Annotated in this window: 35 protein-coding genes and 1 pseudogene; 8 read left to right on the top strand and 28 right to left on the bottom strand. The window is 40.4% G+C overall.

Translation table 11 applies throughout. The features are described 5' to 3' along the window. From ACFIK0_RS03895 to ACFIK0_RS03875, 5 genes are all read right to left on the bottom strand, one after another. On the bottom strand, positions 1 to 744 hold a 744-nt coding region (locus tag ACFIK0_RS03895), incomplete at its 3' end, for a phage tail protein (RefSeq protein ID WP_375663538.1). Further along, complete coding sequence (locus ACFIK0_RS03890) at positions 744 to 1,571, bottom strand: baseplate J/gp47 family protein (protein ID WP_375663537.1); 828 nt, start codon at positions 1,569 to 1,571, stop codon at positions 744 to 746. The genes ACFIK0_RS03895 and ACFIK0_RS03890, both read right to left, overlap by 1 nt. Beyond that, positions 1,568 to 1,909, bottom strand: a complete 342-nt coding sequence (locus tag ACFIK0_RS03885) for a GPW/gp25 family protein (RefSeq protein ID WP_004856773.1) — start codon at positions 1,907 to 1,909, stop codon at positions 1,568 to 1,570. The genes ACFIK0_RS03890 and ACFIK0_RS03885 overlap by 4 nt, the downstream gene beginning before the upstream one ends. Continuing rightward, positions 1,906 to 2,595, bottom strand: a complete 690-nt coding sequence (locus ACFIK0_RS03880) for a phage baseplate assembly protein V (protein WP_375663536.1) — start codon at positions 2,593 to 2,595, stop codon at positions 1,906 to 1,908. The genes ACFIK0_RS03885 and ACFIK0_RS03880 overlap by 4 nt, the downstream gene beginning before the upstream one ends. Beyond that, the gene (locus ACFIK0_RS03875; RefSeq protein WP_375663535.1) at positions 2,576 to 3,124 is read right to left on the bottom strand and encodes a hypothetical protein; all 549 of its coding nucleotides are present in this window, start codon (positions 3,122 to 3,124) and stop codon (positions 2,576 to 2,578) included. The genes ACFIK0_RS03880 and ACFIK0_RS03875 overlap by 20 nt, the downstream gene beginning before the upstream one ends. A gap of 52 nt (positions 3,125 to 3,176) precedes the next feature. Between ACFIK0_RS03875 and ACFIK0_RS03870 the strand changes: the two genes are divergently transcribed. Then, the gene (locus ACFIK0_RS03870; protein WP_254771026.1) at positions 3,177 to 3,491 is read left to right on the top strand and encodes a type II toxin-antitoxin system RelE/ParE family toxin; all 315 of its coding nucleotides are present in this window, start codon (positions 3,177 to 3,179) and stop codon (positions 3,489 to 3,491) included. A gap of 16 nt (positions 3,492 to 3,507) precedes the next feature. Then, the gene (locus tag ACFIK0_RS03865; protein ID WP_004861504.1) at positions 3,508 to 3,804 is read left to right on the top strand and encodes a HigA family addiction module antitoxin; all 297 of its coding nucleotides are present in this window, start codon (positions 3,508 to 3,510) and stop codon (positions 3,802 to 3,804) included. 44 nt (positions 3,805 to 3,848) lie between these two features. Here ACFIK0_RS03865 and ACFIK0_RS03860 read toward each other — a convergent pair whose 3' ends face one another. Both ACFIK0_RS03860 and ACFIK0_RS03855 read right to left on the bottom strand, forming a co-directional pair. Beyond that, a complete protein-coding gene (locus ACFIK0_RS03860) occupies positions 3,849 to 4,127 on the bottom strand; it encodes a hypothetical protein (RefSeq protein WP_375663534.1) in 279 nt (92 codons plus the stop codon). Further along, entirely contained in the window at positions 4,124 to 4,852 is a 729-nt protein-coding gene (locus ACFIK0_RS03855) for an antA/AntB antirepressor family protein (protein WP_375663533.1), read from the bottom strand. The genes ACFIK0_RS03860 and ACFIK0_RS03855 overlap by 4 nt, the downstream gene beginning before the upstream one ends. A gap of 381 nt (positions 4,853 to 5,233) precedes the next feature. Between ACFIK0_RS03855 and ACFIK0_RS03850 the strand changes: the two genes are divergently transcribed. Beyond that, positions 5,234 to 6,076 carry a hypothetical protein gene (locus tag ACFIK0_RS03850; RefSeq protein ID WP_375663532.1) on the top strand — a complete coding sequence of 281 codons (843 nt, stop codon included), beginning with the start codon at positions 5,234 to 5,236 and terminating at the stop codon, positions 6,074 to 6,076. Between the two features lie 27 nt (positions 6,077 to 6,103). On the opposite strand, the gene ACFIK0_RS03845 is transcribed toward ACFIK0_RS03850, so the two are convergent. Genes ACFIK0_RS03845 through ACFIK0_RS03810 form a run of 8 tightly spaced genes read right to left on the bottom strand, consistent with a single transcriptional unit; the run spans position 6,104 to position 13,330 of the window. Beyond that, positions 6,104 to 6,460 (bottom strand): hypothetical protein, encoded by a 357-nt coding sequence (locus tag ACFIK0_RS03845; RefSeq protein WP_375663531.1) that lies wholly within the window; start codon positions 6,458 to 6,460, stop codon positions 6,104 to 6,106. A 1-nt stretch (position 6,461) separates the two neighbouring features. Then, positions 6,462 to 7,538: a major capsid protein gene (locus ACFIK0_RS03840; RefSeq protein WP_375657520.1), complete on the bottom strand. Its 1,077-nt coding sequence runs from the start codon at positions 7,536 to 7,538 to the stop codon at positions 6,462 to 6,464. A 12-nt stretch (positions 7,539 to 7,550) separates the two neighbouring features. Further along, positions 7,551 to 7,910 (bottom strand): head decoration protein, encoded by a 360-nt coding sequence (locus ACFIK0_RS03835; RefSeq protein ID WP_375663540.1) that lies wholly within the window; start codon positions 7,908 to 7,910, stop codon positions 7,551 to 7,553. A gap of 40 nt (positions 7,911 to 7,950) precedes the next feature. Next, positions 7,951 to 9,030 (bottom strand): S49 family peptidase, encoded by a 1,080-nt coding sequence (locus ACFIK0_RS03830; RefSeq protein WP_375663530.1) that lies wholly within the window; start codon positions 9,028 to 9,030, stop codon positions 7,951 to 7,953. Next, entirely contained in the window at positions 9,020 to 10,576 is a 1,557-nt protein-coding gene (locus ACFIK0_RS03825; protein WP_375663529.1) for a phage portal protein, read from the bottom strand. The genes ACFIK0_RS03830 and ACFIK0_RS03825 overlap by 11 nt, the downstream gene beginning before the upstream one ends. Further along, positions 10,576 to 10,824 (bottom strand): phage head-tail joining protein, encoded by a 249-nt coding sequence (locus ACFIK0_RS03820; protein WP_375663528.1) that lies wholly within the window; start codon positions 10,822 to 10,824, stop codon positions 10,576 to 10,578. Before ACFIK0_RS03820 ends, ACFIK0_RS03825 begins: the two co-directional genes overlap by 1 nt. A gap of 3 nt (positions 10,825 to 10,827) precedes the next feature. Beyond that, positions 10,828 to 12,756: a phage terminase large subunit family protein gene (locus ACFIK0_RS03815; RefSeq protein WP_375663527.1), complete on the bottom strand. Its 1,929-nt coding sequence runs from the start codon at positions 12,754 to 12,756 to the stop codon at positions 10,828 to 10,830. Then, positions 12,749 to 13,330, bottom strand: a complete 582-nt coding sequence (locus ACFIK0_RS03810; protein ID WP_375663526.1) for a hypothetical protein — start codon at positions 13,328 to 13,330, stop codon at positions 12,749 to 12,751. Before ACFIK0_RS03810 ends, ACFIK0_RS03815 begins: the two co-directional genes overlap by 8 nt. 84 nt (positions 13,331 to 13,414) lie before the next feature. Here ACFIK0_RS03810 and ACFIK0_RS03805 point away from each other — a divergent pair, with 84 nt between their 5' ends. After that, the gene (locus ACFIK0_RS03805) at positions 13,415 to 13,681 is read left to right on the top strand and encodes a BrnT family toxin (protein WP_273790325.1); all 267 of its coding nucleotides are present in this window, start codon (positions 13,415 to 13,417) and stop codon (positions 13,679 to 13,681) included. Further along, the gene (locus ACFIK0_RS03800; protein WP_375657555.1) at positions 13,659 to 13,964 is read left to right on the top strand and encodes a BrnA antitoxin family protein; all 306 of its coding nucleotides are present in this window, start codon (positions 13,659 to 13,661) and stop codon (positions 13,962 to 13,964) included. The genes ACFIK0_RS03805 and ACFIK0_RS03800 overlap by 23 nt, the downstream gene beginning before the upstream one ends. Before the next feature lie 50 nt (positions 13,965 to 14,014). Here ACFIK0_RS03800 and ACFIK0_RS03795 read toward each other — a convergent pair whose 3' ends face one another. From ACFIK0_RS03795 to ssb, 8 genes and pseudogenes are all read right to left on the bottom strand, one after another. Next, the gene (locus tag ACFIK0_RS03795) at positions 14,015 to 14,545 is read right to left on the bottom strand and encodes an antA/AntB antirepressor family protein (RefSeq protein WP_375663525.1); all 531 of its coding nucleotides are present in this window, start codon (positions 14,543 to 14,545) and stop codon (positions 14,015 to 14,017) included. A gap of 562 nt (positions 14,546 to 15,107) precedes the next feature. Beyond that, a complete protein-coding gene (locus tag ACFIK0_RS03790; RefSeq protein ID WP_375663524.1) occupies positions 15,108 to 15,698 on the bottom strand; it encodes an antA/AntB antirepressor family protein in 591 nt (196 codons plus the stop codon). Between the two features lie 323 nt (positions 15,699 to 16,021). Then, positions 16,022 to 16,603 (bottom strand): hypothetical protein, encoded by a 582-nt coding sequence (locus ACFIK0_RS03785; protein ID WP_375663523.1) that lies wholly within the window; start codon positions 16,601 to 16,603, stop codon positions 16,022 to 16,024. Positions 16,604 to 16,606: 3 nt separating this feature from the next. Continuing rightward, on the bottom strand, positions 16,607 to 16,927 hold the full coding sequence (locus tag ACFIK0_RS03780) for a hypothetical protein (protein WP_375663539.1): 321 nt from the start codon (positions 16,925 to 16,927) through the stop codon (positions 16,607 to 16,609). Between the two features lie 501 nt (positions 16,928 to 17,428). Then, the gene (locus tag ACFIK0_RS03775) at positions 17,429 to 17,824 is read right to left on the bottom strand and encodes a type II toxin-antitoxin system HicB family antitoxin (protein ID WP_375663522.1); all 396 of its coding nucleotides are present in this window, start codon (positions 17,822 to 17,824) and stop codon (positions 17,429 to 17,431) included. Further along, positions 17,821 to 17,999 (bottom strand): annotated as a pseudogene (locus tag ACFIK0_RS03770) (type II toxin-antitoxin system HicA family toxin). Before ACFIK0_RS03770 ends, ACFIK0_RS03775 begins: the two are co-directional and overlap by 4 nt. A 24-nt stretch (positions 18,000 to 18,023) precedes the next feature. Beyond that, positions 18,024 to 18,560: a hypothetical protein gene (locus tag ACFIK0_RS03765; RefSeq protein WP_375663521.1), complete on the bottom strand. Its 537-nt coding sequence runs from the start codon at positions 18,558 to 18,560 to the stop codon at positions 18,024 to 18,026. Between the two features lie 12 nt (positions 18,561 to 18,572). After that, the gene (gene ssb, locus ACFIK0_RS03760) at positions 18,573 to 19,019 is read right to left on the bottom strand and encodes a single-stranded DNA-binding protein (RefSeq protein ID WP_375663520.1); all 447 of its coding nucleotides are present in this window, start codon (positions 19,017 to 19,019) and stop codon (positions 18,573 to 18,575) included. A 319-nt stretch (positions 19,020 to 19,338) separates the two neighbouring features. On the opposite strand from ssb, the gene ACFIK0_RS03755 reads away from it, so the two are divergent. Then, a complete protein-coding gene (locus tag ACFIK0_RS03755) occupies positions 19,339 to 19,530 on the top strand; it encodes a hypothetical protein (RefSeq protein ID WP_004859817.1) in 192 nt (63 codons plus the stop codon). 67 nt (positions 19,531 to 19,597) lie between these two features. Continuing rightward, positions 19,598 to 20,026, top strand: a complete 429-nt coding sequence (locus ACFIK0_RS03750) for a type II toxin-antitoxin system HicB family antitoxin (protein WP_375663519.1) — start codon at positions 19,598 to 19,600, stop codon at positions 20,024 to 20,026. 42 nt (positions 20,027 to 20,068) lie between these two features. Here the strand turns inward: ACFIK0_RS03750 and ACFIK0_RS03745 are convergent, their stop codons facing one another. From ACFIK0_RS03745 to ACFIK0_RS03725, 5 genes are all read right to left on the bottom strand, one after another. After that, positions 20,069 to 20,617, bottom strand: coding sequence for an antA/AntB antirepressor family protein (locus ACFIK0_RS03745; RefSeq protein WP_375663518.1), 549 nt, complete (start codon positions 20,615 to 20,617; stop codon positions 20,069 to 20,071). A 237-nt stretch (positions 20,618 to 20,854) separates the two neighbouring features. After that, positions 20,855 to 21,202 (bottom strand): hypothetical protein, encoded by a 348-nt coding sequence (locus tag ACFIK0_RS03740; protein ID WP_375663517.1) that lies wholly within the window; start codon positions 21,200 to 21,202, stop codon positions 20,855 to 20,857. Between the two features lie 156 nt (positions 21,203 to 21,358). Continuing rightward, a complete protein-coding gene (locus tag ACFIK0_RS03735; RefSeq protein ID WP_375663516.1) occupies positions 21,359 to 21,877 on the bottom strand; it encodes a hypothetical protein in 519 nt (172 codons plus the stop codon). Continuing rightward, entirely contained in the window at positions 21,819 to 22,901 is a 1,083-nt protein-coding gene (locus ACFIK0_RS03730; protein WP_375663515.1) for a YdaU family protein, read from the bottom strand. The genes ACFIK0_RS03735 and ACFIK0_RS03730 overlap by 59 nt, the downstream gene beginning before the upstream one ends. Next, positions 22,894 to 23,370: a crossover junction endodeoxyribonuclease RuvC gene (locus ACFIK0_RS03725; RefSeq protein ID WP_375631601.1), complete on the bottom strand. Its 477-nt coding sequence runs from the start codon at positions 23,368 to 23,370 to the stop codon at positions 22,894 to 22,896. The genes ACFIK0_RS03730 and ACFIK0_RS03725 overlap by 8 nt, the downstream gene beginning before the upstream one ends. A 29-nt stretch (positions 23,371 to 23,399) precedes the next feature. Here ACFIK0_RS03725 and ACFIK0_RS03720 point away from each other — a divergent pair, with 29 nt between their 5' ends. Beyond that, complete coding sequence (locus ACFIK0_RS03720; RefSeq protein WP_375663514.1) at positions 23,400 to 24,272, top strand: hypothetical protein; 873 nt, start codon at positions 23,400 to 23,402, stop codon at positions 24,270 to 24,272. Position 24,273: the final 1 nt, after the last annotated feature.

Below are 24,273 nucleotides of genomic sequence, written 5' to 3'. Positions count from 1 at the left end.
CGTGCGGTTGCTAAACCACTCTGCCATGAGTATATCGCGTTCATGTTTTTTGACCGAACACCACGGAAAATTTGCCAAATCCCAAGGGTAATCAATTTGGTTCCAGCTTAACTCCTCGTCAAAGTCATCAATCCAGTTGCCAATAAGCTTGCCTTCTTCTTTTGTGAGGGTATGATTGATTTCTGTTGTGCGCCCAAAGGAAAACAAAGTGTCCCCAGCTGTTAAGCAAACACCGCTTTCATACTCCAACATGCTGTCATCAAGCCGTGACATATTGCCTTCCATGGCTTGCACATCATAACCATAGGTCCCACGACGAAAATCAGAGCGCAAACTTTTGGAAAGGTCAGTAATCGCTTCAATGGCTTCAAGGCTTTTGCGTTCAGGCAACTGATCAAAATCAAGTTGAAAGGAATTCCACCATGCTCGCCCCGTCCAGGCGGGTTGAAAGCGTGCCGAAATCCCTAGCCATTCAAGCCCCATCTCTATTGCCGCAAGGGAGCCGCGCAAGCGCTGCCATTGAAGCCCTTGATCAATCAAATCATAGAGGTTTGGAACATAAGGTGTCAGTTCACCAAGCCCGTATTCTTCAATCAACCACGGCAAGAAACGGGGAGGGCGTGTGATCAGTTTTGCGCGTGAAATCCCCAAAACAGAACCATCAATATCTTGATGAAAATCGCAAGCATCGGCAAGGCGCTTTTCAAATTCTGTCGCGTTTGTGGGAAGGAGGGAACCAACCATTAGCGGGCACGTCCTTTGAAGTTTAAGGTGATTTTTCCAATCGATAAAATTTCTTCATCACAAACCATACTGTCTTGTGTTGGGGTAATGGCAATGACTTTTTGGACACCAGAAATCATTAGTTTTGAAATCCACCACGATAAACTTAATTCACGACCAATGGCTTGTTCTTGTCTCCATGCTGCTCTTAAATTTGTTTCCATTGTTGTGAGAATTTTCAAAGATGTTTCTGGTAACAGCCAAACATCTGCTTCTAAATCCAGCACTTTTTTGACAGCAGCGTGAACAATGATTGTATCATTGGTCATGATGATATTTTTTCTGTGAAGAGCTTCTGAGACTGTTTGTATGAGATCTTCAGAGGCTGTTCCTTCTTCATTATTACCAAAAAGAGCAACATAGATGGTTGGGTCTTTGCCTTTACGATAAATAATCGCATCCTTAACACGACTATCTGCTGTTAAGGCGATAAGCTTGTAATAGGGCTCTGTCCCGCTACCATTGCCACCACGGGTATGAAGCTCTATGCGTTCACGATATCTCTCGTCACTTTCACCCTCCATGCGGGCAATACCATGCCAGTTTCCCAAAGCATCAAGAGATTCACCGGTTGCAAAATCAAGAATGTTGTTGCGTGCCGCTTCGTTAATACGCTGTCTTAAAAGCAACTCTCGATAGCTAAAAGCCTCTATGACTTTTACGGCTGGATCACTTTCCAAAAATGTATATTCGGGTAAAAGTTCTTTTAAATGGGCAAGAGAAGCAGCGCGTATTTCTTCAAAAGAAAGTTCTGTGATGATTTCGGGTTTTGCAAGCACTCCATTCATTTTATCAATAATCCTTCCATGGTAATGGGCTTGCCGGATGGCAAATAAATGCCTTCAAAGGACAAAGAAACTTGTCCAGCATCAACCATTTTAAAATCGATTTTTTTCAATTTAAAACGCGGTTCCCACTTGTCTAAAGCCTCAGCAACAGCAGCATAAAGGGCAACAGCAAAAGCATTATTAACCGGTGCATCAATGAGTTCAGCAACGCGTGAACCATAGTCACGCCGCATTACACGCGAACCAATCCGCGTTGACAAAATGTCAAGGATTGATTGGCGCAAATGATCAATTCCGGTTAATGGCTTTCCTGTTGTACGGTCCATTCCACTGTTCAATTGGGACCTCCAGTCATCGCGCCACCAGAATAAACACCGCCATGAACATGGGTTGTTCCTACATTGGTGCCGTTATGTCTTAATCCACTTGAGTGAATGGAAACATTATTCCCAGAATGAAGAGAGAGACTATCATTCGAATTCAGTGAAATGCCATCACCAGCCTTCAAAGAGATGCCGCCTTTTGCGTTTAAATTTATATCGCTTTCTGAAACAATCTTTATGCCTTCCGGTGCGGTAAGCTCTAGCTTGCCACCATCACCTTTTAGTGACACACCATCAGCAATCGTGAGGATAAATTTTCCCCCGGATTTGAGGTGAACTCCATAAGTGTTTTGTTCATCATCATATTCAAGGCTGGTTCCATCAGGGTATATCGTTCGGTGAATGCTGCCCTTATCGGCTGCTTGATTAGCATCGGTATGAAGTGAACCAACAATCACCCCTTGTGATAAATCTCCGGATGACGAGACAACAATCACTTGCTCTCCGATATCACGCCCTTCATAAGAGCGTGTTTTACCGGCGCGGGCTTGTGTGTCTGGAATCCAGTCACTGATGAGATTGCCACTTTTTACCCGATAGCGTGCGTTTTTATGGTCGACATGGCTAATTTTTCCCACCACAACCATATTGGCCACACGTCTCTTTAGATCTGTGATTTCTTTATCGCGCCGCTCTAACATGAGTAACCTCGATTTTATGGTATTTATCTTTATTTCTCACGCCTGTTTCTGGTTCAAAGCTTAAGAAAGGTTCAACGATTCTTGCTGTTACACTGCCGTCTTCTTCATCCATGTTGGGAATATTTGTCACATAAATGACTTCAAAGGTTAGAATTGCACCATGGAGTGCTAAGGCGCCATTATCGCCAAAGGCAAAAGCAATATTTTGCAGGCGGCATGTCTCAACGGTATTATTAAGATTGGGATTGGCATAGAAAATCTCTTCAATTTCCCATGCTAATTGGTCAACAAAGCGTGCACCATCTTCACATGTTGCATAGCATTCAACATCTACTGTTAAAACACGCCGCCTTAAGCCAAAATCATGTCCATCTTCGATGATTTCACTTTGCGTTGAGATATTAATAGCTGGCATTGTTTCAATAAATAAATTGAAGTCACGCATATTGAAAACATTGTCACCAGCTGCCGTCTTTGCTGCTTTAATCAACGCAACAAAACTTTCCCTTATCGTCTCTCTCGGATGCATGAGTGTTCCTGTTATTTAACATTTATCCTTTTCTTTATATTAGTATCGTGTTATGATACGTAAAAGAATGAATAAAGGTGATTTGGTGATTGAATCTTTTGCTGATAAGCGGTGTAAAGATCTTTTAGAAGGCAATCCGCCCAGAGGCTTTCCCACCACTCTAGTGCGTATAGCCCAAAGAAAATTGTTTATGCTCGATAAAGCAGTTGATCTTAAAGATTTGCGTAGTCCTCCGGGAAATCGTCTAGAAGCATTGAAAGGAGAGCGTAAAGGTCAATATTCTATCCGTATTAATGACCAGTTTCGTATTTGTTTTGAATGGCGCTCTAATGGCGCTTATGAAGTTGAAATCGTAGATTATCATTGATCTGTAGGAGGTCGAGATGAAAAATTATATAGCGATTCATCCCGGAGAAATTTTACGAGAGGAATATTTAAAAGAATATGCCCTCTCTGCTTATGCTCTTGCAAAAGCATTAAATGTTCCACGCACGAGAATAGAACGTATTGTTGCTGAAAATAGTCCAGTGACTCCCGATACTGCTCTCAGATTAGCCTATTTTTTTGATACTACTGCTGAATTTTGGCTTAACATGCAAGCTGCTTATGACGTTAGTATATTACAAACTGAAAAAGCAGACGAATTTGCCAAAATCAATAAATTTGAATGTAGGGTTTAACCACTCCCCATTTTAAGAACAGGGAGGGGAGTTGTGTTTTTAAGTTAAGCAGCTTTTACAACAGGACTTTCCAAAGTAGGAGCATAAGCTTGCAATAACGGATTCATGCTATGCGGTAGTTCTGAATCTCCAAAATCTGTTAGAACTGTCAAGATTTTAAGCATACTTGGCATCTCATCTTGAAGTTTTAAAATCAAAACTTTTTCTATTACACTCATAGTGTCAACCAGAGCAGTACAATCTTTGTTGCTCATATTTTCATGTCTAGAAAATTGAGACAATGCTATCCATAAATCACATAAAAAGTCGATACTGGTGTTCATTGTACACCTCCATGGATTTGTTCTCTCAAACAAGCTAATCCTCTAGATGTGATTTTTGTTGAAGGCAGCACCTTTTCTGTACCATCCGGTCTTTGAATCGTAATAGCGGGACAATCCATGAATCCTTTCTTGATCTTGTCCTGATAAGGTAACAGAGGCGCCCCTGGAGCCCGTCGATACACCCAATCATGTTTACGCAAGTAATCGGTCAAATCCTTAGGTCGTACCTCTAACATCTTTGCTGCTTCTATAAGACCGAATAAACCATCAGAGCGTTTTAAACCTTCCAAAGCTTTTGCTTTTGGAGTCAATTCAGCAATAACATGATCTTTATGCTCAATTTGGCTTTGTAAGTGATTCAAAACACCAAGTAATGCTTCGGGTTTAGAGTAGTCAACTTGTGGGGTTGCTACTTGTTTCAAAAGCCGTTCACATTTGATAAAGTATTGACGTGCTTCATGCCCTTTATTATTACGCTCTATCATCGAAAGATGTTTAGCCACGTCTAACGTAATGTGGTATTCTTTTATTTTTCCACCCCGGTAAAAATTTACCGCAGTTATAAAGTTTATATTTTCCTGAAATTTACATTCTTTAATGCGATTTTTAATCCAATTTCTAAATTCAGATTTTATTTCCAAAAACGCATGCAAATCACGCGCGTTAACAGTTTGAACAGTTTCCTGATCAATAACCCGTTCTTTAATTTCTATAAGAGTGTTCATAGTGAACTCCTATCGATTAGAGGTTTCTTATTGACATTCCAGAAGAATGCCGGGCGCTAAGAAACACGGTCGATAGTCCGTCGTTACGCTTTCCTCATAAAGAGTATTGTATAGCGTAACTACACCCGACAAATCTATTATATGCATGTAGCATATAATGAGTCAAAGTCTTTAATGTGCGGAGAAGAGATTGTGTCGGCAATCTATCCGCTATCGATTTAAGGTGTTTCTTAGGCACCTGATTCGATTATTCATACTCCTATCATAATGTCAATAAGTAATATTACATTTTTCTAAATTATATAAGTACGTCTTTACTTTATTTGTCGACTCACTTTAAATTTCCACTTTACTTTTTTATTTATAGCGGAGGGGGAGGTAATGCTGGATACCCTTAATATAATTGCAATGATCGTGTGCTTGTTATCATTGCCAATGATGATTGTCGGACTCGTTTTAGTATGTATAAAGAAATGGCGGAAAAACGGACTGAAAACTCTTGGTATTGGAGCTTTATTATTTATCGGCTCTGCGATAGTAGGTGCTTCTGTACACAAAGACAAACCAAACCAAATTACACACAATAATGAAATTGTTGCCTCCTCCTCGACTTTGTCAATAGATGTTGCTACTCAAAACGAAAGCGTGACTCAGGTACCAGCTGAGGATACTGATAAGCAAATTACCCCCACTCAAGTTAACAAACCAGACAAAGATGATGGATTAGGCTTTTTGGGATGGGGGTTGTTAATAATCCTCACTTTTTCTGCAGGTTCCGCTTTATATAATTATTGTCTATACAGACGCAAAAAACATTTTGAACAACAAGTTGCGATGTTACAACCAGATATCCCTCCCTTTAATTTTTCCGAAGCATGTGAAATGTTTCAAGAACTTGATGCAAGTGAATATGACTATCGTCTAGCACCTAATGAAAAACTGTTGGGAGTTCAAGAATATGCTAATTTTGTTGGTAAACGTAGAGTAAATAAAATAGAACAAATGGTAGTTGTAGCACGTGGGCGTCTTTTGGTAACCGATCAAGCTATTGTGTTTGAAAGCTCTGAAAAGAATGAACGAACTACTTGGACGCGAATTGCATCAGTAGACATCACATATGAGGGATGTCGGGTTAATCGCCGCTCTGGTATACCATGGAACTACAAATTCACCGCTACTCCCCAATTTGCTGCAGTGGTTAGGGCTCTTGGGCAGCCTTATTGATTTTTAAACACACTAAATAAAGATGCCTCATTGTTTTATCTCCCGCAAGATAAGCTTATACATACCGGATTCAGAGGCTTGGACATCTGTGATCACGAAGTGCTCTTGAGAAGAGGGCGCTTTGTTGTTTTCAGGGGAAATGATTACAACACTATCTTGAGGGTTTGGTGGTAACCCCCCAATGTCATTGATACAAAGATCAAGTTCCTTTTTTGGAATTGTGGTGGGGATTCTGCCACCGGCGTCCGATTCTGAATGCTTAATGCCGTAAATCGCTGTGATACGAAAAGATTGCTGGTTGTCTTTTCGCGTGTAGATGATGGGCTGCTCAAAAGTGTTGCGCACATCTTTAACCATTTGGTTTAGCAGCCCGTGCCATCGCATGTTATTTCGCTCCAATCACTGCTTTAAACAGCATTTCAGGGCGTGTACAGATGTAAAGCGGATAGCTATAGACCTCCGGTTTTACCCATGCATTACGGTCGTGGTCGACGATAAGCATGGTGTAGAGAGGTCTTCCAACCGTGTTGGCAAAATCCAAGCTTTCACCAGGAGCAAAGGTTTTTTGGAAGACACCAGGCGCATCAACAGGAAAGAATTGGCATTCATCAGGCTTAATGCCTATGGCGCGCTTTGTTCCAGCCTTCGCACTCACATTATAGTTGTGGATACTCCGGTAATTAATGAAAGTGACACCAGCAAAGTCAAAACTGCCAAAGCTCCCCGATCCAAGAGCGCTTGGTGTTGCAACACCTCCGGCGCTATTGAGTGTTTGTGCTAAGGCTGTGTTGAGATAAGTTTCACGAATTGTTTTATGGTTTTTCAACTTGGAAAAGAATTCATTTCCACAAAGCCCAATAATGCGTGAACGATCAGAAAACGCTCCCTTTGAAGCCTCAATCATCCTCATAATGACTTGATCAACATTGTCAGCAACATTGGTTGTCTCTGTATTCAGTTTAAAGTCAATGGGCTTTGGTGGTGTGATTTCCCATTCTTTGTACCAATCGACAATTACGGAACCATCAGCATCAAGGACAACACCTTGAACAGCGCCAAGCTGCATATTTTCCCATGTCAATTCGATTTCAGAAATCAGTTTCTTTTGTTTTCTGGCAATATATTTCATTGCTGTCTCTAACTGATCTTCTGCGCCAAATTCACGACGGTTTTGGATTTCTTCTGATTTCACCGTATCACTTTTGGCAATCCGTGTTGTTTTGAAAAACCGAAGATTACGACCCTCTCTATCACCTTCTGTCAAAGGTGCGCCACGTTCACTGGTTTGAATAAGCGAAAATGTATTATCACGCCGTTCAATCCCAACCACTGTGGTACTGGTTTCAACTTCCTCAAAAAGATTAAGAGAGCTTACAAGACCAGGTTGAAACTCATAGTTTTCAATGGCTTTCATCATTGTGATGCTTGAGAAAGCATCATGTTTAAAAAAATTCATATCCATGTGTGCATTCTCCTATCGCAATAGAATGTTGTTATGGTCTTCTAAAGACTGAATGGCTGCTTTCTTTTGCTCATCCGTGATGGCATCTGGCCATAGCAGTTCAGAAGCTTTTACAGTGCATAAGCGTGCTGTAATCACGGCGCGTTGATCTGCTTCAGAGGCATCAACAGTGGCAAAAGAAATCCCTGCCGGTGTTTGACTGCCATCTGTTGCCGCTGGATTAAGGGGGATATATTTTTTCGTTGCGGTTATCTTTCCCATGACAGTTCCCGCTTCAATGAATGCTCCTGATGCAAACACCACTTCTTCGTTTGACATGTCAGGGTCGTAGGGTCCAAGATAAGCGCCATTGCGTACGTCGTCATAAATAATATTGCTTTTGCACGTTTTCTTTCCTTTTCAAGAGCAGCTTTTACGCTTTCTTGTTTATCTTCGTCCTCATCTTCGTCCTCATCTTCGTCTTCGTTTTCCTCTTCTTCGTCGAAGTCTTGAGTGTCTTCGTCAATGTCGCTCTCGTCCTCTTCGTCTTCGTTGATGATGTCGACAATTTTTTCATCATCATCCTTTTCTTCAGCGCGGTATTGTGTGCGAGCCATGTGTTTTTTCCTTCTTTTGTTGTTGCTGTTGGGTTTTGTGATATGGAATCCGTTAAGGCTTCCAAAGCTTGCGCAAGAGTGCCCTGCGCATCTGCTAATCCAAGCGTGATCGCTTGGGTGCCTATAAAAGTTTCTGCCTTCGTGTCACGAATTGCAGCAGCATTTAAGCGTCTGTTTTGCGCCACCAAATCAACAAACATCTCGTAGAGCAGGGCGCAATCGGCTTGCATTTTTATCTGTGCTGTATCGCTCAAGGGTTCGTGAGGGTTGCCATGGGTTTTGTGATCACCTTCAAAGACAAAGGTCCATTTATGCCCGTGTTTTTCATCTGCACGGGATTGGTCAAGATGGGCGCAAACAACCCCAATCGAGCCCACAACACCCGTGCGAGCTACCCATATTTGAGAAGCAGAGCAGGCAATGGCATAAGCCGCTGAACACGCAAACTCATTGGCATGTGCCCAAATGGGCTTGTCGTATTGTTTTGAGAGTGTTTGAAACTCTTCAACCAAATCAAAGACACCACCGGCTTCTCCACCGCCGCTGTCAATATCAAGTAAAACAGCGCGAACATCAGGTTGTGCAATGGCTTCACGAAAAGAAGCCCTTAAACCTTCATAAGAGGTTAATCCCGATAAAGCCCCAAGCCATGCACCACGGCGCACAAGCGTGCCATGAACCGGTAGTATAGCAATATTGTTTTGCACCACGTAAGTTTCTGGTGGTCTTAAAGCCGTTGTATCCCCTTGTCCAAATGCCCCAGGGGCAAACTTTTCTCCCTCAAAAAGACGCGGCGCAAGAGCATTCAAAATGACATCAAGTTTTGTCGAGGCAAGCATATGTGGAACCCCAAAAAGCCGTGATGCCAAGAACGGCATATCAAGATTATTCACCATTTTTATGTGCCTCACTGCCTTGGTTACTTTCATAAGTCTCAGAAGGTTCTGAATCTGCTGTATCAATCGCTTGATTTTCACCAGAGGGCGCTGCCATATCCGTGTCAAAAGATAAGCCGCGCGCACGAGCGTCTGTGTGCTCTTCTTCAAGTTCGGCATGAATGCTGTCGATATCAAAGCCACGCTCGGCAAGTGCCATGCGTCGTGTTTTCAAGCCTGCACGGATTTCTTCTTTTTCCGCTGAGATATCCTTGTTTGGATCAATCATTTCAAGCGGGGGTGCAAAGCTTTCACATTGAAGCCATGGCAAGGAATTTTCTTCCCACCCTGGCAAATTGACGCATCCAGCAAGCACTGCCATTTCAACAAAACGCTCCCATATAATGCGATTAAACTGAAAGGCAATGATATGTTCACGCCATTGTTTGACGTGCCGTCTAAACTGAATGATGGAGGTGCGCACATTTGAAAAATTGCCGCGCGTAACGTCCCCTGTCACAACGGCATAAGGCATATTAAGTGCTGCACAAATTTTCAAGATATTGCGAAATTGAAAAGCCTCGTAAGAACCACCAACTTCAACAGGGGTTGAAAATGTAATTTGTTTTTCGCCATCCACCATGTTGACCGATCCAGGATAAATTTTATCCACGTCAGGTGCCTCTTCAGTCTTCTTTGGGGGCGTCGTTTGTTCACGATTTTCCTCTAATGCCGCATCATGAGATTCCTTCCCTGTAATAAACACCGCAAAAAGAGCCGCCGTCCTTTTTCTATCGAGCTCTGCATCATCATAGGATTCGAGTTGAAAGATCTTTGTCATAGCGCGCGTTATTTTGGGAGAACCGCGCAATTGTCCGGCAATACGGCGCTCTTTGATGTGAAGGACCATTTCAGCAGGGACGCGCACGCGCTCTTGGCTCTCAAATGCCATATTTGCAGGGACATCATCATAGGGATGATGTTCCCAGAAATGATAAGCAACGCGCTTGCCACTGGCATTAAATTCAATACCCATACGAATGTAATTGCCTTCAATCTCAGCAGGTCCATTGTAAGTTAAATCCAGCATTTCGGTTGGATAAACTTGTAATTGAAGCGGCACACCAGAGCGTCCATAAAGGTCGACATAGTGTAGTCTTACAAAGCATTCTCCGGTTAAAAAGACCTCTCGTGCAATGGTTGCTTGAAGTCCATAAAAATTGGCATCTTCATCATAGTCTGCTTCATCAACCCATTGCCACCATAAGTCTAAAAGCTTTTTCTTTTCTTCTTGAAAGCCTTCAATGCGAGGATAAGGTTTAATCCCATCACTTACAGCCGCGGAGACCCATTCTTCTGTTGCAGACCCATAAAGAGATTCATTGTCATAAAGCCATCTTGAACGGGCAACAATGGTATCACCGCATTCCTCAATGGCTTTATTGATATGTTTTTTTGCGGGGTCAAAACCACCCATGCGACGGCTTTTGCTTGCCGCTTCAAAATGGGGATTGTGTTGACGAGAAATTTTAAAAAAGCCCGTGAGTTTATTGATAAAGCCAGCCATTAATAGCCTCGTGATATATTAAAATAGAAAACGCGTGAACGCTTGCGTCCTTCAAGGTTGGCTATTTGTGTATTGATCATCTCAAGCGCTCTGCGCAGTTCCTCAACAGAGCGGTTGCTGACTTGCTTATCGCCATGGCGCACCGATTGTGCTCCCGAATAAAGAGCTTCTTCAATTTGTTCACGCCGCCTTTTTAAGTTTTCAAGTCTCTCAATTTTGCTGTTAATTGGTTCTAAAGTTTCACCCACAAATTACCTCCAATCCCCTCGCATATAAGGATTCATCATTGTTCTGAATGGCTTCTTTTGAGGCTGTGCTGTCTGAGATCTTCTTGGAGAAGGAGAGGGCACATGTTCTGATGTTGGCTGCTCTAAAGAGCCTTCAATTTTAAGTTTTTCCAGACGCTCTTCTAAGATATCGACTTCTCGATTAAGGTTTATTCCTGCCGAAATCAGACCTTGTAAAGCAGCATAAGCATAGACCCTACAGTCCAAGGCTTCGTTTCTTGCCTTTTCACTTTTTTGCCATTCAATACGCTTGAAGCCTTTAAAATATTTGATGACTTTTCTTTCAGCGGTCAGTTGGTCAAAATATTCCCGATCAAGGTTTTTGTGAAAGTGTGTTGCACCAGCACCCGATGCTTCAGGTCCCGATTTTTTAAACCGCGCCGTGATAATATCTTTTGCTGCATCAACCCCAACAATATAGAGATTAATCTGTCCTTTGTTGTTTCTACTTGGACGGCGTGGCCATACCGCACGCCATCCCGCTTGCCCCTTAATCCCCCAGATACGTCGTCCCTCACGGGGGCGCACGTAATTATAAACCGCTTGTGTGTGTCCACCACCGGTATCAATACAAGCAGCCGTTATCTTGATGCCGTCTTTGTAACCTAGATGCGGCCAGCGTCTTGTAAGGTATTCATCCAGCTGGTCCCATACTTCAAAAGAAGAGGGATCACCAAGGATCACTTGATAATCAATATGCCAACTTTCTTCACTACGCCCCCATCCCACCACTTCAAGCTCTAACCGGTCATTTTGCACATCAATACCCGCTGTCAACAACACGGCTTGTTCTGGTGCAAGGGGATAATCTTCGCGTTTTGCATAGAGGCTATCAGGATCAACAACTTCGCCTGTTCTGTCCTCCCATGGCTCTCCAAGCACTGTATTGACAAAAGGCTGTAGAAGAGCTGGATCATCCTTGGCATTTAAAAACTCTCTTGCGCATTCCCCCCAAGTAAGCCAAGGGGAATAGAGTGCCGAAATATGATAAGAACGCAAATTGGGTCTGCTTGATTCACTGGTTGGTACCCAACATGCTCCTCGTTCTTCACTCATGAGATCTGTTTTTCTGTGCTCGGCATGTTCATGACCACAATGGGCACAAACAAACACAGCTTTTTCGGGGGCGCCTTTTGGCCACTTAATTTGTGACCAAACAATGGGCTGTAGAACACCACATGCATCACAAGGCACGTTGTAATATCGCTGGTCTCCTAGCACAAAATCCTTGGCAATACGGCTTGTGTCACGGTGGGTGGGTGTGGACAATTTAAAGATCTTTCGTTGTACAAAGGTTGAGGTCCGCTTTTCGGCAATCATCACCGGATCACCTTCGTTATCCACACTGAGAGGATAACCATCCACTTCATCCAAAATCAGATAACGAATAGGCATGGAACGCAAACCAGCTGCACTGTTTGCCCCTGTAAGCATCAGTGCACCACCATCAAACTCTTTCGAAAACATGGTATTCCCGCTGTCACGTGCTCGTGCTGGGGCTATGCGTTCACTTAAAACTGGACTTGCCATAATCATAGGATCAAGCCGCGTCTTTGAAAGCTTTTTAGCTGTCTCAACTGTCGGCATCACATAAAGGGCAGGTCCTGGACTATAATGAATAGCATAACCGCAGAAATTTAATCCTGCCTCTAACATGCCAACGTGCGCCCCTTTCATGACAATAGTTGTTTCAATTGGCACGTAGGAGGAAAGATTATCCATGATTTCGCGCAAATAGGGGGTCCGCTTTGTTCTCCACAATCCAGGTTCAGCACTTGCTACCGTGCTAAGGTATCTATTCTTATCCGCCCATTGCGAAACCGTATACGGTGGGTCCGGTTGTCTTGCATTATTGGCATGGGCGAAAAATTCTTCGACTGCATTGTCATCCATTATTCGTTTCTTGCAAGTTCTCTAACTCTGGAGAATGAGGATCATGAAAAGGCACTGGAATATTAACCGCCTCAAGCAAAGCGGTTCTCATAGTGTAATCAATAGCACCAATAAGGCTGGCTGCATCACATCCAACTTGTGCAGCAATGCTTGCACCAAAACGATGAGGAAAATTCAACATAGCATCACGGTGCGCTCTTCCAAACTCACGCGCTGCTCTCTTGACTTCTTCACGGTCAACGGTTGTTTCGCGTAAGCGTTCAAGGGCAATCTTTTCGCTTTCAAGCGCAACTTGCATTCGCTCCAGTTTTATCTTGTATTCATTGGCTCCATCTGTAGAGGCTTGTTTGATCTTTGTCCGCGCTTGACCATCAGGCGCTAAAAATGGAGCAGGGCGCTTTGTTGGATTCTCATTCCAGATGCTTGTGGCAAGGGCTTCATTGACAGAACCATCTTCAAAAAGAGCCGCATCAAATTTACCTGTCTTTATCCGTGAAACTACCGCATTATGTGAAACACCCATCTTCTTCGCAAACGCACGAATCGATATCCCCTCACGATTCTTCTTATCCATAGTTGCTCCATTTTGAATGGTATATACGAATTATTGTACACTTTAATTATTGACAAGGTTTTATTTTTCGTGTACATAAAATATATGAAGATAGTGTGGGATGAACCAAAAAGAGCTTTAAACATTGTTAAACATAAGCTTGATTTTGCTGATGTTATTTACTTTGACTGGGAACATGCTCTTATTGATGCAACACATTCAAACCGCATGAAGGCTATTGGACATTTTGCGAATGGCACAACAGTTATTGTTTTTGCAAAGCTTGGCAATGAAGCGATATCCATTATCAGTTTTCGTCAAGCGAATAAAAAAGAAAGAGAGGTTTTCAATGACTATCAAAAAAACCTTTAAAACAGGATGTGGCTACACAAAAGAAGATTGGGACGCTGTGGATTCCCCATCACTAACAGATGAAGAACTTGCACGCTTAAAGCCAGCTAAAGACGTTTTACCAGCCTCCTTTTTTAAGTATGTAACAGAAGAGCGCCGTAAACGTGGGCGTCCACCCGTTGAATCTCCTAAACAAGCGGTTACTCTCCGTCTCGACCCAAATGTTATTGCCTCTTTTAAAAAACAAGGAAAAGATTGGCGAACACGTATGGGTGAAGTCTTAAAAAAAGCAAGTGGTTGTTAAGCCAACCACCTCCCCATTTTGAGAACGGGGAGGGGAGATGTGTTTTAAATCTAAGCAGCTTTTACGACAGATCTTGCTAAAACGCGCTTAGCTTCTTTTGTAACTGATTTGTAATGATCAAGCTCTTTTTCGATTTCATCTATTTTTAAAAGACGACCAAAGATAATACCCATGATTTTAGGATAATTTGTCAAAACATATTGGCGAAGATAGTTAAGATCATCAAAGCGTGTACCATTATCATAATCAACAGATTGGCTTTTTAGTTTCTTCTCACACTCAATAAAATAACGGCGTGCTTGACGTCCTTTCTCGTTACGTTCAACCATGGAAAGCTCTTTTGCCATGTCTAGGGTGAGATGATATTCTTTACTTATAACATTTTTACGTTTCCCAATTTTGGGAAGCGTTAAAATATAGTCCTTTCCCTCTTCAAATGCATACTGATTAATGCGGTTCGTAATCCAAGTAGCAAAACGTTTTCCTATTGCCAAAAATGTATGTAATTCACGTGCATTCACTGTCTGAACGATATCACCATCAATCGTAGTTTGATGTAAGTCAATTAAATATTGTGCCATGATTTGGCTCCTATGTGCTTAAAGGTTTTCTATTGACATTCTAAAAGATGCCGGGTGCTAGAAAACACGGCACATAGCCCGTCGTTATGCTTTCCCCACAAGGGTATTGTATAGCATAACTACACCCGACAAAGTTATTATATGCGCCTAACATACAATGAGTCAAAGTCTTTAATGTGCGGAAGACTGATTATTTCGGCAACCAATCCGCTATGTGTTTAAGGTGTTTTCTAGGCACCTGATTCGAAAATAGACATTGACGCAACAATGTCAAGAATAAAAATAATTTTTATCTAAAAATAATCACATACTGTACAGTGTACATATTGAAATTGTTATTTATCAATGAGTTAAGTGTACAATGTACAGTTGATTTGAAAATTCTGTCGCTAGCGATAGTTCGCGCTCGCCTGCCCCGCAACAGACCCAACCCGCTGGGAAGTACCTTTTGCATTGATTTTATTGTATTTTTTCTGGAAAAAGCGAAGCATTATCGATAATCTTCTTTAAATTAATATCCTCCCCACTCTGAAAGCAGGGAAGATGAGATCATATTTTAAATCTAAGCGGCTTTCGTAACAGATTTTGCTAGAACCTGTTTTGCTTCTTTAATGAGAGCTTTATATTTTCTGTTTTCTTCATCTACTCTGAAGGCATCAAGAAGACGAACATGAATTGGACCCAGAAGATACAAAACTTTTTCACCAGCGTTCATACCTTCCCAATAACTTGGCAAATCAAAGCGTGTATCATGGTCATAATCAACAGCTTGGTTTCTCAGTTTCTTTTCACACTCAATAAAGTAACGGCGTGCTTGACGTCCTTTCTCGTTACGTTCCACCATTGAGAGCTCTTTCGCCATGTCTAAAGTGATGTGATATTCTGTACTTGGACGACCGCCTTTAGGTTTTACTCTTTTTTGAGTAAAACTCACAAAGTCCTGATTTTCTTGGGAGGCATTGGGTTTCGCTAAAATTTTAGCGAAACTTATAAAGTCCTTATTTTCTAGGAAGCCGTATTCTTTAATACGGTTTTTTATCCAATCTCTAAAATTAGAATTGACTTCCAAAAATGTATATAATTCGCGTGCGTTGACGGCTTGAACTGTTTCTTGATCAATCGTTTGTTCTGTAATTTTAATAAGAGTGTTCATAATGAACTCCTATGCAGTTAAAGGTTTTCTATTGACACTCCACAAAGAATGCCGGGTGCTAGAAAACACGGTGCATAGTCCGTCGTCACGCTTTTCCCATAAAGGGTATTGTATAGCGTAACTACACCCGACAGATCTATTATACGCATGTAGCATATAATGAGTCAAAGCCTTTAGTATGCGGAAAATAAACTGTTTCGGCAATCTATCCGCTATGCATCTAAGGTGTTTTCTAGGCACCTAATTTAACGATATACGTTTTCCGTGAATCTTGTCAAGAAAGAAAATCTCAGTGTATAGCAAACATAGCTTGAGAACATGATCTAGCCTTTCTTATTAGCAGCATATTCTTGACGAGCAAGTTGGTACTGTATATTGGCAATTAATCTTTCATTGGCTTCTTTTACAATAGCACTTGCAATTTCTGGCTTGGACATTACCCTAGCAATTGATGGTCCTTCTTGTTTTGCAATAGGGAATTGATCTCCATCCGCTCTTTGAAACACATTCCCATTCAGCTTTTTTAATTCAACACGCTTTGGAAAACTCCCACCTTTGATAAAAGCATGGGGTAAGATTTCTTTTTTTCCAAACATTTTGTATGTTACTCCGCGTTTTGTTTCTTTTGCTTTAAAAAATTTAAGAGGTATTGGTGTTCCAGAACCAATGATATCTGTCTCAAGAAACCTTGCTGTCGCCTTTTCTTTAATATAAACACCTCTTCTTATACGCTTTATTTGGGCTGATGAGATGTCTGCAACTTGCTTTTCAGTAAAGCGTTCAACTTGTTTTGCTGCAGTGTTTAGAGCATTACGCAGAGCCCAATTAAGGCGTGGTGCTTGAAGGTTTGTGAAGGTATCTTTTACCTGTTGAAGATACCATTTTTGGTGGATGATTAACTTCAACTTCTAAGCCTTTTTTGGGGTAGATGTTGATGGCTTGGAAGCTTTAGGTGTTTTGGGTTGTTCGAGTGGAATTTCCTTTGTCACTGGTTCAGACGATGTTTGTACGGCTTCTTGTTTTATCTGCTTAATTTGTTCAACTGCCTTGTCTGTTTTTGCTGTTGTCTTGACTCCAACAAAAGGTTTAGCAGCATTTGCACGCTTGAGACGTGCGTAGACTTGATTGGAAACTTCAACAAATGGATTATTGGGTGTTGATGGTTCAAAGCGAACAGTGCTTTTATTGTCGCCAACAACACACATTGGCTTAGTGATGACAGCTTTCATCATTGCTCCTTTTGAGTCATAATTAATGACATCATTAGTCAAATATTGATTTTTATTCTGTGAAAAATTGATTAGCCAGAATTAGCAAGAAAACAGGGCTTTCTAACTACATTTCAAGTTCACATTTTACTGAATTTTTAAGGGATATTTTTGAATTTTAGACGCAATTCAACTAGTGCCGTGCTGTCATTCAATACTATTTTTTACACCATGTCAACAAAAAAATCTATATTTTTTATTTTAAAATAGAATATATAGATTTTTCTAAAACATTTTAGATTTTATAAATTATTGTGAAATTATTATAGGAGGGAAAGACAATGACAGGTCCAGAAATATTAGATGCCATGTATATAATATCAATGATAGTTATATCCCTCTTAACTATAGCGTTTTGTTTGCCTGCCGCCTTTTGATTTTCATTAATAGTTTTCGGATCATATGCAATTACACGCTTTTGCAAAAAAAATCGAGAGTGAGAAATTTTTCCAGATTGATGAGCTAAATACTAAGCTCGTGACGGGCTGCTGTTGCCAAAAAAGCAGATCTTGTTAAACCTCTCTCTTGTGCACAATTATCAATTGCACGTAAAAGCCCTCGTTCAATTGATATATTTGTGCGTACCACTTCTGCATCATTTTCAATAAAGGGGACTTGTATTAAAAAAGCTCTTTCTGACAAAGCTGTTTTGACAGATTCCCGTTGTATGACGTCTTCAAATTTTGAAGGAATAGGCACTCTATCTATATCTTCACAATAAAGTTGGAGTGCTTCTGTTGCATTTGCGATTAAATTTTCTTCCTCATCAGCAGCAGAAAAAAGTTCCTCAAAATCAGGAAACTGAACACCAAAAGCAGAGTCTTCATCTTTATGAACAAGAGCAAAAAATCTTTTCATTCTTCTTCTCCTTTTTTTAACCAGCCTGCTTGTTGTGCGATAGAACGTGCTGTACCAATCGGAAGATTTTTTTAGGATGTGGAACGATAACAACCTTATCATCTTTTTTAAATTTATGATGAGAACCTTTTACTTTGATAAGTTCAAAGCCATCACGCTTTAATTTTGCAATGATTTTTCATCTGATGTCAATTCTTTTTTAACGGCTAAAATGCTTATGAAGCGCATTAAGAACAATACGCAAAGAATTAACAAGATGTGTTAGCGATTGATCTTCTATAACAAGATATTGTAATGCAGCATAAAGATTATACTGTCTATAGAGGTGTTGTGTTTCTTTGATAACCTCTTTCGTCTCTTCATAACAATGAGTTGCTCTTTCAATCCACCGTTTTTGTGCCTCCTCATTTGATGAAGGAGTAAAGTTATCATAAATTGCATTAGGCAATCCTTTTGCACATAGGTAATTGTTTTTCACTTCAAGATATTTTTGCGCATCATCATATTGGTCTTGATTGATTTCGCCTTGCAAATAAAGCCGCCCAATATAGGTACCGGAAAGCGGATTTTTAGCCTCTTCTATGGTCAAGCCAAAGCGTTTGGCACGCATTTCAATTGCCAATTTATCCATGGGTTCATGCGGTGTTTTTGCTCGTGAGATACGTCCATTTGGTTCTCTGATACATCCTTTAATCCGTGGACGACCGCGTTTTGCACGTTTTTTTCTTTTTGTCATATTTTTTTTCAATCAGAATGGGACGCTATCGTTAAGAGCTGTTCTATAATCTTGAGCACCTGAAGCGATAGCATAATTTTGAGAAGTAATGGGTGAAGGGAATGCCGATTGCTCTTTTTTTGCATCAAGCAAATACAACTCGCCTTTGAATTGTGGTAAAATAATCTCTGTTGTGTAACGGTCATGCCCATTTTTATCTTGCCATTTGCGTGTCTGTAATTTTCCTTCTATGTAAACCTTTGAACCTTTGTTTAGATATTGAAGTGCAATTTTTGCCAAATGTGGATTAAAAATCACAACGGAATGCCATTCTGTTTTCTCTACTTTTTGATTGGTTTTTTTATCTGTATAGCTCTCAGAAGTCGCTATATTAAAATTGACTATTTCTGCTCCAGAATTCATTGTTTTGCTTTCGGGATTAGCACCAAGGCGCCCGATTAACGTCACTTTATTTAGCATATTTGTAGCCCCATTAGATTAGCAATTTATACATGAAAAATCCTAGCATAATTTTCTTATTTATTCAATTATTTCAGTTTGTTAATAACAGTTTTTTTAAGTATTACATTATAATATTAATTTGACAAATTATTCATCAAAAAACCATGTCACACAAATGGCACAGCTTTCTTATTTCTGCTTTTAACTTTCCAATAAATATCCTTTTATTAAGAGTCTGTATTTATTAAGAGTCTGTATCAAACTTTTTTGTTCGATTTATTGTTGACTATCGAACCTTTTTGTGCGATATTCATTTTATGCAGAAAGGGGAGGCTAAATGAAACGAGAAGCGCTGCTTAGGGAATTACGTAAAGAAGCCAGAAAAAGAGGCATTCATTACAGTGAAGCTCCTGATGCAGGTAAAGGGTCACATTATTTGGTAACTTTTGGAGACAAGACAACCGTTATAAAATCTGGTGAATTGACCCCACTTTACGTGAAAATAATAAAAAAGCAGTTGGGGGTATGAGTTACTCTCTCAATGGCTTAAATTTTTCGTTTCAAAAGCATTTCGATTATGGCGAGGAGACCTAAACATGGAGTACACGTATCAAGCAAAACTGGAATCTGATCCAGATGGTGGTTTTATTGTAACCTTTCCAGATGTACCAGAAGCAATAACAGCTGGAGAAAATAGAACTGAGGCATTAGAGAATGCTGTTGAAGCTTTAGGGTTAGCATTACGGAGCTATCCTATGCGTGGTTTGCCTTTACCAATGCGACAACAGTATAAAGACCTTGTAGAGGTTACGGTAGATGCGTGGAATGCTCTTAAGCTCGCAGTGGTAGAAGCCTTTAATGAAGCAAATATCACAAAAACAGAATTGGCACATCGTTTGGGTAAAAAAGAAACAGAAGCAAGACGCATTCTTGATCCAAATTATCCAACTAAGCTTCAAACATTAGAGCAAGCACTGAGTGTTCTTGGCAAGCAAGTTGTTATCACAATCAAAGATGCGGCTTAACTTCCTCCCCACCTTTAAAGATGGGGAGTTATGTTTTTAAATCTAAGCAGCTTTTACAACAGATTTTGCTAAGACCTGTTTTGCTTCTTCAATGAGTGTTTTATACTCTTTGCTTTCTTCTACCAATGTAAAGGCTTTAACAAGATGCATGTGGAGAGGTCCATAAATGTAAACAGCCTTTTTAGTTGGAGACATTTTATCCCAATCTTTTGGGAAATCAAAGCGTGTATCACGGTCATAATCAACAGATTGGCTTTTTAGTTTCTTCTCACACTCAATAAAGTAACGACGTGCTTGACGTCCTTTCTCATTGCGTTCAACCATTGAGAGCTCTTTTGCCATGTCTAGAGTGAGATGATATTCTATTGCTGTAACAGCTCTAGATTTTGCGCTTCCCAATTTTGGGAACCGCAAATCTTGTGTTTTTATGAAGTCTTTACCTTCTTCAAATGTATATTGATTAATACGATCCGTAATCCAAGTAGCGAAACGTTTTCCTATTTCCATGAATGCGTGTAACTCACGCGCATTGACCGTTTGCACAATTTCTTGTTCAATAATTTTTTCTGATATTTTAATAAGAGTGTTCATAATATTGGTTCCTTTGTTTTAAAAGTTTAAGTATCCAGGGCTAAAACAACCGAACCAATTCAGTCCTTCACATCTTTAGGTTACCCTTGGACATACATGTGAAGACCCTGGACAAAATTTCTTATGATGGGCAACAGATCTTTCGGGATACTATTGAACCGATTGGTTACAGGTGTTTTAAGCCTGCTTCGTAACCTAATGGCTTTTAAAAATTTGTCAAGTTGTTCCTGATATGAGTTAGCATCTAATCATTGTTTTTTCAGAAGCTTCTGATAATTTTTTGATCTCTTTATTGATCTCGTCTATAAGAGGTTCGTAATTGAGAACGCTTTTCGGAATATTTCCACCGTAAACCCAAGCTTTCACTTGCGCTTTGGTACTAAAATCGGCATTCTTAGGTGTTTTGTAATACTGTCCGCCATCAAACTTTTCACATTCTCTTGTACCGTCTTCATATTTGTAGAGGTTGTAAAAATACTCCTCTGCTCCGTCCCCCCAAGGAACATAACCAACAGCTGTTGCAACAAACTCTTTTTGCATTGGTTGTTTACGCTTTTTTAAGAACAGGTCTTTTAATATTTTCATGTTTTTAGTCCATAATTTTACCAATTGGTCTATTTACCTTAAATTTGACCGTACAGAGTGTTTTGTATTATAGATATGGTTTTCATCGTAAAATCTTTAAATCGCTTTGTACGGTGCCTTTTTGTCGATTTAAATGCATGTCTAATCGTAAAATGATCAGCAATTTTCACTAGTTTGCTGTGGACCAAAGCGTTTTATTATCCCACCAATGCCATTTAAAGTCTCTTCAAGCTCTTGCTTGTGAACAAGCGTTATAGGCGTTGAATGCTCTTTCGCTGCTTGTTCTTTCAACTCCTTTTCACGGAATCTCAAAACAGCATTGCGTACAAAATTGACTTTTCTCAAAAGATCGTTTTCCAAATCACGACACAACCTGACAAGTTCTCGTGTGCTCGGAAAAAACGTATCGGATAAACAATTTATTTCATCACATAAAATCCGTTTGACCACTGTCATCAGTGACCATGCAGAGACATTTTCCAAAACCATTCCATAGGTCAACGCCATTCCCTCATGGTCTGATTGTTGTGCTATTTTCAAACCACACGACAGCATGCGAATTGCTTTTGCTATATCCTCTTTACCTGCTTTCACTGCGAAGAGCTCTTGCAATTGATCACCAGCCTCTAAAGCAATCGATTCCTGCTGTTTCGTTAATTGGCTGCCATCCTTCAAAACAAACGGACCGCTCGGAGGTATCATCGCATGAATGTGTTTCAAAATACCCTCGATTTCCGATATCAAGGAGACTGTCTGCGATACGCTCCCCAATGCTTTTTTGCTTTTGAGTGTAATTTCCATTGTTTCCACCATTGTTGTTCGTGTTTTTCGTTTTTTCTAAACCCTCGATAGCCCTGCGTACCCAGTTACGCCATGTTGCTTGCCAATCGATTTTGGTTGCATTTGCTCCGGCTTTTGAACGCCAGTAATCTCGAAACTTTGCGATTTCGACTTTGACGCGCTCTGGAGGCAAGCCCTCTGCAATGGCAAAATCGTAATCGGGTTCAAAATCCGCAGGCAATCGACAACCGCGATTAGCTTGCGCTCGTTTTGCTTTTTTGGGAACGTTCTCTTGCTCGTGAATGGGAGGTTGGTTGTCTGATGATGTTGTGATTTGCTCTGATGTGGTCTCAACAGCAGCAACCTCTGTTGGCTCGCCAACCTGTTCGTTTGTTTCTAAACTTTCAGAACCAATTTCTTTTTTTGCTAAAACGATAGTTTTAGTTTTTTTATATATATTCTTATTCTGGTTCTTTATAGCTTGATTTTGCTTAGCGTTTGCTTCAGCAAAAAAAACGTTTTGCTTGTCATTTGCTTCAGCAAAATTATTAACATGTTGTTTTGTATTATTTTTTGCTTGCGCACCTTTTTTACCAGCTTCACTACGAACTTGCGATATGTGCTCTTTTTTATCAGCAAAATCGTTCAACTCTTCTTCAACACGCGTATTCCACAATCCATTATCTGTCTCAACAAGTTTATCATTCCTCATTAAGTATTCGACAATAGTTGCAAATTTTTTCTGCGAGCAATTGCAAGCACGTGCAAGCGTTTCAAAATCTTCTTTAATGGGTGCTTTTTTATCGTACATGCGAACGAGAAGCGTCATATAAGCGCCCCTTTGCTCTAGCGTCATTCCATCTGTACCACTTATCCAGTCATACAAATGGAATCTTATCCATGGCATACCATTAGACATGCGCGCCTCCTTCTTTTATTAAATATAAAATTGCTAAAGCATCTGCTTCGTTGTCGTCTTTAGGCGTATGTCCTTTGGAACATATTGCCTTAATCATTTTTACTTTTGATGCGTTTCCTTTTCCTGTTGTTGCTTTCTTAATTGTGCCAACAGGAATGCCTTCATACGGTATCTGATGATGTTCACACCACGTCGTTAAGGTTGATAACAAGTCACCGTAAATATGCGCTGCATCAGTACTATTATGACGCCTCACTTCTTCAAAATACATCGCGTCAATGCTGCCTACTGTCTGTTTTATTTCTGATAGACATCTCTTAAAGCGTAAATAATGCATTCCACCGACTTCAAAATATCGGGGGTGGAAATTCATGACACCACTGATGATGTGACCATCCGCACCGCATATCGCCCAGCCTGTCTTGGTCCCTAGATCAAGACATAAAATGGTTTGTGCGTTAGTGATCATAATCCCCCCTTAAGGCTCTACGTATTTATATGTGTGCTATGACAGAGCGTGTTGTGATTGCTTGTCTTGAAAAAATGTTTATGAAAAAGTATCCTCCCAACGATTCTAAAAAAGTGGGGGGAGTTATGATGCAAGAATGGATAAAGATATTTCTTACAGGTTTTGTATCATTTGCTGTGTCACTTTCGGTAGCGCTTATTTTAAGATGCAAAGACCGTAAAGAAGCAGCCAAAATCCGGAAAGATGATTTAGAAAAAGCTGCAAAAAAACGAGAAGAAGATAGAGAATGGATAAGCAAGCAATTTGCAGAAAGCCAAGAACAGACGATAGCCCTTAAAGAGCAAGCGAAATCGACAAAAGATCTTGCCAAATGGTCAGAAAAACATATTAAAATTTTGTTAGATAACAAAAGAGTACAGGATTTAGGGACGCCACTTTCCATATATGCAACTGGACCGCATCTTCCAACAAAGGACAAGTGGACGCTTCTTTTCTTAAAGGTAGAAAATAATGCACAAACTGTCGTCCATATTTTAAATATAAAGCTAAAAGATAGTTCTCGCTTTATTCTTGGATATGGCATCATATACAAACCTAGGCAAAAAACTTGGCAAATACAATCACCATATGTTAATCCTGACGCGGTTGCAGAATCGCGAGTATTCCCTGGCTTCTGTGATAAAGCAAAGAATTTTCGAACGGGACCAGAAATCGATGTTAATATTTCTGTAGCTCCCTCAGAAGGCAAACCTTCAAAAATCCTTATTTTTGTAGCAGCACGTGAAGAAGATATAAAAGACCAAGTTACTTTCATCATTACCCATACATCCCCACTGCAACCAGAAACAAAAATGACTGTAACAACACAAACCAGCCTCATAGACTTTAAAAAAGTGGATTAAC

The organism is Bartonella sp. CL63NXGY (genome assembly GCF_042194905.1).
GTDB lineage: Bacteria > Pseudomonadota > Alphaproteobacteria > Rhizobiales > Rhizobiaceae > Bartonella.
The sequence above is the reverse complement of the archived record's forward strand: the minus strand, read 5'-3'. Positions and strand labels throughout refer to the sequence as shown.

Coding starts and splice junctions, on each gene's coding strand:
- ACFIK0_RS03860 (WP_375663534.1), bottom strand. CDS start 4,127: ATGAACACCAGTATCGACTTTTTATGTGATTTATGGATAGCATTGTCT.
- ACFIK0_RS03850 (WP_375663532.1), top strand. CDS start 5,234: ATGCTGGATACCCTTAATATAATTGCAATGATCGTGTGCTTGTTATCA.
- ACFIK0_RS03815 (WP_375663527.1), bottom strand. CDS start 12,756: ATGGATGACAATGCAGTCGAAGAATTTTTCGCCCATGCCAATAATGCA.
- ACFIK0_RS03720 (WP_375663514.1), top strand. CDS start 23,400: ATGTGTGCTATGACAGAGCGTGTTGTGATTGCTTGTCTTGAAAAAATG.
- ssb (WP_375663520.1), bottom strand. CDS start 19,019: ATGCTAAATAAAGTGACGTTAATCGGGCGCCTTGGTGCTAATCCCGAA.
- ACFIK0_RS03890 (WP_375663537.1), bottom strand. CDS start 1,571: ATGAATGGAGTGCTTGCAAAACCCGAAATCATCACAGAACTTTCTTTT.
- ACFIK0_RS03745 (WP_375663518.1), bottom strand. CDS start 20,617: ATGAACACTCTTATTAAAATATCAGAAAAAATTATTGAACAAGAAATT.
- ACFIK0_RS03805 (WP_273790325.1), top strand. CDS start 13,415: ATGAAGATAGTGTGGGATGAACCAAAAAGAGCTTTAAACATTGTTAAA.
- ACFIK0_RS03865 (WP_004861504.1), top strand. CDS start 3,508: ATGAAAAATTATATAGCGATTCATCCCGGAGAAATTTTACGAGAGGAA.
- ACFIK0_RS03750 (WP_375663519.1), top strand. CDS start 19,598: ATGGAGTACACGTATCAAGCAAAACTGGAATCTGATCCAGATGGTGGT.
- ACFIK0_RS03845 (WP_375663531.1), bottom strand. CDS start 6,460: ATGCGATGGCACGGGCTGCTAAACCAAATGGTTAAAGATGTGCGCAAC.
- ACFIK0_RS03875 (WP_375663535.1), bottom strand. CDS start 3,124: ATGCATCCGAGAGAGACGATAAGGGAAAGTTTTGTTGCGTTGATTAAA.
- ACFIK0_RS03790 (WP_375663524.1), bottom strand. CDS start 15,698: ATGAACACTCTTATTAAAATTACAGAACAAACGATTGATCAAGAAACA.
- ACFIK0_RS03830 (WP_375663530.1), bottom strand. CDS start 9,030: ATGGTGAATAATCTTGATATGCCGTTCTTGGCATCACGGCTTTTTGGG.
- ACFIK0_RS03880 (WP_375663536.1), bottom strand. CDS start 2,595: ATGTTAGAGCGGCGCGATAAAGAAATCACAGATCTAAAGAGACGTGTG.
- ACFIK0_RS03810 (WP_375663526.1), bottom strand. CDS start 13,330: ATGGATAAGAAGAATCGTGAGGGGATATCGATTCGTGCGTTTGCGAAG.
- ACFIK0_RS03765 (WP_375663521.1), bottom strand. CDS start 18,560: ATGACAAAAAGAAAAAAACGTGCAAAACGCGGTCGTCCACGGATTAAA.
- ACFIK0_RS03800 (WP_375657555.1), top strand. CDS start 13,659: ATGACTATCAAAAAAACCTTTAAAACAGGATGTGGCTACACAAAAGAA.
- ACFIK0_RS03725 (WP_375631601.1), bottom strand. CDS start 23,370: ATGATCACTAACGCACAAACCATTTTATGTCTTGATCTAGGGACCAAG.
- ACFIK0_RS03795 (WP_375663525.1), bottom strand. CDS start 14,545: ATGGCACAATATTTAATTGACTTACATCAAACTACGATTGATGGTGAT.
- ACFIK0_RS03840 (WP_375657520.1), bottom strand. CDS start 7,538: ATGGATATGAATTTTTTTAAACATGATGCTTTCTCAAGCATCACAATG.
- ACFIK0_RS03870 (WP_254771026.1), top strand. CDS start 3,177: ATGATACGTAAAAGAATGAATAAAGGTGATTTGGTGATTGAATCTTTT.
- ACFIK0_RS03740 (WP_375663517.1), bottom strand. CDS start 21,202: ATGAAAATATTAAAAGACCTGTTCTTAAAAAAGCGTAAACAACCAATG.
- ACFIK0_RS03775 (WP_375663522.1), bottom strand. CDS start 17,824: ATGAAAAGATTTTTTGCTCTTGTTCATAAAGATGAAGACTCTGCTTTT.
- ACFIK0_RS03780 (WP_375663539.1), bottom strand. CDS start 16,927: ATGAAAGCTGTCATCACTAAGCCAATGTGTGTTGTTGGCGACAATAAA.
- ACFIK0_RS03825 (WP_375663529.1), bottom strand. CDS start 10,576: ATGGCTGGCTTTATCAATAAACTCACGGGCTTTTTTAAAATTTCTCGT.
- ACFIK0_RS03855 (WP_375663533.1), bottom strand. CDS start 4,852: ATGAACACTCTTATAGAAATTAAAGAACGGGTTATTGATCAGGAAACT.
- ACFIK0_RS03730 (WP_375663515.1), bottom strand. CDS start 22,901: ATGTCTAATGGTATGCCATGGATAAGATTCCATTTGTATGACTGGATA.
- ACFIK0_RS03755 (WP_004859817.1), top strand. CDS start 19,339: ATGAAACGAGAAGCGCTGCTTAGGGAATTACGTAAAGAAGCCAGAAAA.